The organism is Microcoleus sp. LAD1_D5, from assembly GCF_036702115.1.
Taxonomy (GTDB): Bacteria; Cyanobacteriota; Cyanobacteriia; order Cyanobacteriales; family Microcoleaceae; genus Microcoleus.
The window spans coordinates 1-5,793 of the sequence record NZ_JAUBSA010000141.1; the positions used below are offsets into that span (position 1 = coordinate 1).

8 protein-coding genes are annotated in these 5,793 nt (G+C 44.4%); 5 read left to right on the plus strand and 3 right to left on the minus strand.

Features of this window, described 5'->3' with window-relative positions; genetic code table 11:
- Positions 1–191 precede the first annotated feature (191 nt).
- Positions 192–557 (minus strand): phage holin family protein, encoded by a 366-nt coding sequence (locus tag QUA70_RS27740; RefSeq protein ID WP_333328440.1) that lies wholly within the window; start codon positions 555–557, stop codon positions 192–194.
- 23 nt (positions 558–580) lie between these two features.
- Positions 581–1,672 (minus strand): redox-regulated ATPase YchF, encoded by a 1,092-nt coding sequence (gene ychF / locus QUA70_RS27745; protein ID WP_333350985.1) that lies wholly within the window; start codon positions 1,670–1,672, stop codon positions 581–583.
- Positions 1,673–1,793: 121 nt separating this feature from the next.
- On the opposite strand from ychF, the gene QUA70_RS27750 reads away from it, so the two are divergent.
- A complete protein-coding gene (locus tag QUA70_RS27750) occupies positions 1,794–2,150 on the plus strand; it encodes a hypothetical protein (RefSeq protein WP_333350983.1) in 357 nt (118 codons plus the stop codon).
- Between the two features lie 133 nt (positions 2,151–2,283).
- Here QUA70_RS27750 and QUA70_RS27755 read toward each other — a convergent pair whose 3' ends face one another.
- On the minus strand, positions 2,284–2,532 hold the full coding sequence (locus QUA70_RS27755; protein ID WP_006633102.1) for a hypothetical protein: 249 nt from the start codon (positions 2,530–2,532) through the stop codon (positions 2,284–2,286).
- 554 nt (positions 2,533–3,086) lie between these two features.
- On the opposite strand from QUA70_RS27755, the gene QUA70_RS27760 reads away from it, so the two are divergent.
- From QUA70_RS27760 to QUA70_RS27775, 4 genes are all read left to right on the plus strand, one after another.
- Positions 3,087–4,004, plus strand: coding sequence for a chitinase (locus tag QUA70_RS27760; RefSeq protein ID WP_333350982.1), 918 nt, complete (start codon positions 3,087–3,089; stop codon positions 4,002–4,004).
- Positions 4,005–4,200: 196 nt separating this feature from the next.
- Positions 4,201–4,641 carry a CAP domain-containing protein gene (locus QUA70_RS27765; RefSeq protein ID WP_333328451.1) on the plus strand — a complete coding sequence of 147 codons (441 nt, stop codon included), beginning with the start codon at positions 4,201–4,203 and terminating at the stop codon, positions 4,639–4,641.
- 179 nt (positions 4,642–4,820) lie between these two features.
- Positions 4,821–5,144 (plus strand): hypothetical protein, encoded by a 324-nt coding sequence (locus tag QUA70_RS27770; protein WP_333328454.1) that lies wholly within the window; start codon positions 4,821–4,823, stop codon positions 5,142–5,144.
- Between the two features lie 163 nt (positions 5,145–5,307).
- Positions 5,308–5,673 (plus strand): hypothetical protein, encoded by a 366-nt coding sequence (locus QUA70_RS27775; RefSeq protein ID WP_333328457.1) that lies wholly within the window; start codon positions 5,308–5,310, stop codon positions 5,671–5,673.
- Positions 5,674–5,793: the final 120 nt, after the last annotated feature.

The following is a 5,793-nucleotide window of genomic DNA, read 5'->3' on the forward strand; positions in this document are numbered from 1 at the left end:
TTAATAATTAAATGGGGTCGCAAAATCAAAAATAAGGGCAATGCTTGTATCACAGTTTAAATGTGCAACAGCTTATGGAGGAATTAAACCTAAAATATTTGCCGTCGGGGCGGGTTTCCCCTGAAATATTTGCGATAACTAACAGGATGAATAAACCCGGCCCTTCCTTCCGCCCCCCGCATTACCCGGATCTACCTTACACTAGGCAGAGTCCGCAATAGCTCATAGAGCAAAGAGTTGATAAAACCGAGGGCTATAGCACCCAGCAAAGCACTCCAAATTCCCCACCGCAAGCGAAATCCTTCGACTAGCCAAGCCGCCAATCCAAAGATAATCGCGTTAATAACAATTATCCACAAACCAAAAGTTACCAACACCAATGGAAAACCCAAAACCACAAAAAGCGGCCGCACCAAAGCATTCAGCAATCCAAAAACCGCCGCCGAAATCATCGCTTTTCCAAAAGTGTCAATGTCCACCCCGATGGGTAACTTGGAAATAATAAAAAAGCTCACCGAAGTTACCAGCCAAGCAATTGCCAGCGAAACGATATCCATGTGTTCATCTCCTTGAAAAAAAGCTAAACATTAAATAGGAACAACAGCACATCCCCTTCTTGTACAACATACTCTTTTCCTTCACTGCGAACTAAGCCTTTTTCCTTAGCCGCTTTCATCGTCCCCGTAGCAACCAAATCTTCATAAGCTACAGTTTCGGCCCGGATGAAACCCCGTTCAAAATCAGAGTGAATAACCCCCGCAGCTTGCGGTGCTAACATTCCCGCTATGATTGTCCAAGCGCGAGTTTCCTTGGGCCCGCTAGTAAAATAAGTCCGCAAACCCAATAATTCGTAAGTAGCTCGAATCAGAGATTTCAAGCCACCTTCTTTCACCCCCAGAGATTCTAGGAAATCCGTTCGTTCTTCCTCGGATAACTCCACCAATTCTGACTCAACTTGTGCCGAAACTATGACAACCTTAGCATTTTCTGCTTCGGCTACTTCCTGCACTTGTTTGACATAGCTATTTCCGGTTGCTAAATCGTCCTCAGACACGTTAGCAGCATAGATAATCGGCTTGTTGGTCAGTAGTTCCAAACCTTTAACTAATTCAGCTTCTTCATCTGTAAAATTGTACTGCCGCGCTGGTTTCCCGGCATTCAAAACCACGAGCAACTTTTCGAGCACGTCCACTTCAGCCTGGGCTTCCTTGTTGTTGCGGGCTTGTTTGCGAGTGCGATCGAGCCTGCGTTCAATTTGAGCTAAATCTGCTAAAATTAATTCGAGATTAATAATGTCAATATCTCGGATCGGATCGACAGAACCCGCAACGTGAATGATATCGTCATTCTCAAAACAGCGGACAACGTGGACGATCGCATCTACAGCCCGAATGTGAGACAAAAACTGATTTCCCAGTCCTTCCCCCTGACTCGCCCCCTTCACCAAACCCGCAATATCCACAAACTCAATCCGCGTCGGCACAGTTTGCGCGGAATTGGAAATATTGCTCAGCACCTTCAACCGTTCGTCTGGCACTGCCACGATACCCGTATTTGGCTCGATCGTACAGAAAGGAAAATTAGCAGCAGTCGCCTTGGCATTAGCAACCAGAGCATTAAACAAAGTAGATTTGCCAACATTAGGCAGTCCGACAATTCCGGCAGTAAGCATAGCTATTTAGAAACATATCACTGTTTCAAAATATCATAAGGAATAGCAATATATATGACTTGTGTGTTCTAACTTCCACTGCTAAGCTTGAATAAATATACAACTTGAGGTAGATGGCTCAATGGTTAACCAGTGGTTAAGCAAAGTAACGATGGCTGTGGGGCTGTCGCTGCCTCTGTTAGGGCTCACAGCAGCTAGCGTTTTCGCTCAGATCGTCAAAATTTCGGTGATTAACAACAGCGGCAAGACGATGACAGCCATCTATATGTCTCCTCCCGATAAGGAGGCGTGGGGAAAAAACGAGTTAGACGCCCCGATTGCCGATCGGGAAAAGGCAGATTTTGAGTGGGATCGAGCTGACTACGAGGGTTCGGATGCGGGCTGTGTTTTTGATGTCATGGCCGAATACGAGGACGGCAAATGGACTGCTTTGGGTGCTGTTGACCTGTGTAAAGAGACTGCGCTCAACTTCAAGTAATCGATAATCTACGCAAAAACCGAGTTTTTTCAAGTCTGATATTCATCAAAAAGATTGGGGACTTTGGAGAAAGCCGGTTTTTGCGATCGACCTCACAAACAATCTTAAATTTCGCGATCGACTAAAACATAATCTATACAGGTTCAGGGATTGTCTGAGGAATAGGTTCCGGCACTGTCTGAGGAATTGGAGAGGGTACAGTTTCCGGCACCGGTTCGGGAATTGGCTGGGGAATTGGCGCAGGTACCGGCTCCGGTACTATCCCGGGAATCGGTTCGGGAACGGGGCCCGGCACTGGTGGCGATGCGGGTATAGTTGGCAGCCCCGGTTCGGTACTGGGAATCTGGGGGCCTGGAAACGGACTAGGGTTGGGAAAAATCACGGCAATTCTATCAATAACTAGATATAAACATCGTATATAAAAAGCTCACAATACGACATCTATCTAAATAGTGAAAATTTATTAAAGTTGATATTTGGTACGATTTTTGATCGGCTTTTTGGAGTATATGACAGCAACCGGGTTGATTTGTATTTGATTTTTTATGCTGACGGGAAGCAATTTGGTCACAGCCCCCCGGTACAGGCCGTGAACCCTTGAAAAAAGCGTAGCCTACTCATCACCGGCGATCGCTACAGCCCGTGGGAGCAATTCTAAAATCTAAAATCTAAAATCGCGCAATCGATCGCCCTCCGAAAAGCCTTGCCAGCCTGTGGTTTTGCACGACACCCAGCCAAAAGTACAGGTTATTCCCTCAATTAAGAGTCAGCTTCATGGCAGGTCTTTTGTATGGGATCAAAACTCAACTACAGGCTAGCACATTCCTTGGGTGTATCACCTTACAGTGGGTTTACAGAGGGAATCGCAAGCAGAAATAGTCTACAAGCTTGTTGGTTACTTTCCAATTTGAACAACCTACTCAGTTGAGGCAATTTATGTCTTGTACAGTTGGCCGAGCGTACATAGTAGAGGCTGGAAATACGCCTTATAACATCGCTCAAGAACAATTAGGTGATGGTAATCTTTGGCGTGAAATTAAAAAACCAGATGGCAGCTCATTGACAGACAATGATGCTAGCAATTTGCAAGCAGGTCAGAAACTCTGCATTCCTAACGGGTCTGTCACTTTACCAGGAGGTAATGGTTTCCCAAGTATTATACCTTCTGAAACTTATGAAGCCATGTTTCCCAACCGTAACGCTTTGTACGCTTACGACAGTCTGGTGACGGCAACTCAGAAGTACCCCCTGTTTTGCCATGAGGGTTCAGATGAGCAACGCAAACAGGAGGCAGCCGCGTTCCTAACAAATATTGCCCATGAGACGACGGGAGGTTGGGACGCTGCCCCTGGTGGACGTTTTGCTTGGGGTCTACACTTTATTGAAGAGCAAAATCCCACAAGTCAATACTGTGACGCATCGAATACCACCTATCCTTGTGCGTCTGGTCGCTCCTATCACGGTCGAGGTCCAATACAACTGTCGTGGAACTACAATTACGGTCAAGTCGGTCAAGCTTTGGGCGCGGATTTGCTTAATAACCCTGACTTAGTTAAGACGGATGGAGTTATTGCTTTCCAAACTGCTTTGTGGTTCTGGATGACCCCGCAAGCACCTAAACCTTCTTGTCACGCAGTAATGACTGGCGGTTGGACACCTTCTCCTGACGATGCCAGTAAGGGACGTGCGCCTGGGTTTGGTATGACTATCAATATTATCAATGGCGGTCTTGAATGTAGTATTCCTACTAATGACAAGGTTAACGACAGGGTAGGTTTCTACAAGCGTTTTACCGAGATGTTGGGTGTCAGCATGGGTGATAGCATCTTTTGCGAAAACATGGCGCACTACTAAGAATTCTGTTGCTCTCAAAAAGTTTTTAGCAAGTGTTCTGGACGGGCTGCACAACTTATCTGGAACCCTTGTACAAAATACATCTGATCGCAAGATGAAAATATCGTTATGTCTGATTTTTTGGTACAACCCTTAGTTCTTCGCAACTCAGGTAAGACCAAACCCTTCAACAAAAACTAGCAAAAGGAGTTGAAACATGGAAACGCAAACGTTATACAACTTGATCCATCAATATCGCGCCGCGAATGGGATGCAAGAAATAATTCCACGATCGCCATCGCTCGATTATGTGGCTCAAACCCACGTAGAAGACTTGGATAGCTTTGCTACTGAGACTACACATAGCTGGAGCAACTGTGCTTACGATCCCAATAATGAGGAAGGTCAAAAATGTATGTGGGATGCTCCCAAGCGGTTAACCTCTTATCAGGGTAACGGTTATGAAATTGCTACGGGTCGTCTAGGTGGAAATATAACACCTGAAGCAGCACTTGAATCATGGAAAAATAGTCCCGCTCACAACAGTGTAATTCTCAACCAGGGTATTTGGACTCAACCCTGGAATGCAATGGGTGTTGGCATCTATAAAGGCTATGCAACAGTGTGGTTTGGACACGAATCCGATCCTGCTGGCTAAATATTACTTTTTCACAATTCGCTTGTTTAAACAATCTCATTCCACTGTCAGGGTATGAGGTTAGTTGAGGAGCGATTGCGAGTAGAATCTGATACTTCGTTTGTTTCACAGAACAAAACACAATGAAAAAATAACTTGGTTTAATTTGTATACATGGAATTTTTGCTACTAGCATTTTTGTGTTAGCGACCATTCCTGCTTTCGCCTACTGTGTTTTTAACAGAACAGACTTCAATATTGAAGGAGAAGACACAACAAGCCGTTCATTTTTAAATACGTTCAAGAAATGGAGTGGAACAATTCCCAAAGGAGGACAAGACTGCTGCCCTGGAGGTAATAGTGAATGCATAGATCCAGAGTTAGAAATTAAAGTTAGAGTACCAGACCGAGCTGAAACTCTAACTTGTAAAGAAAACATTGGTACTCGTGATTCGCTTGTTGTGCGAACATTCTCTGAAAATGGACAAACAAGATTAGTGTGTGAAAAAAAGGGGAAACATTGATTTGTTCAGTTGGCGGAATCTTTTCTAGTATTTAGTCTGTCATGGCTTGTGCGGTTGGCAGCTCATAGATAGTAACAGATTTACGCTTGACTCTATAAATCGATCGTTGCAGAAAACTCACAAAGTAAGTAGAGATAAATATCGAAGTCAGGAGATAACCACTATGCCTTTGGAATTGGGTGCAAGTTTGAACATTGATGTGGATGTGCTTGGGATTGGTCAAGCAATTGCATCTGGTGTTAGCGCTAATCAAAACCGAGAGGGATTTGTAAAAAATCTAATGGAGACCGCCTTCTATTCTGCTAAAGAGCAGTACAACGTGATGGTTTTCAATTTGAGCCAAGATTACGAGGATCGATTCAACGGCGTTCAGCTCTATGGCTCTGCTAATTATGACAGCGTTGTTTACGGAATCTGGGTTTTTGAAGATGGTGAGTTCGCTAACAAAGGTGATGGTGGATACATCAATTGGGCTTTTAGAGGTTGGTTTGATAGAGATGGCAGTCATGTCAAATTTAGAAAACCTTGACTTAATAAGCGAGGCGATCGCACTCAAGAGATCGACGCTTGACTAGACCTCTTGCAAAAAAAATCTATGCTATAATAGAAGGTTTTCAATTTAATCCCCCTAGAGCTAACTCATAATTAT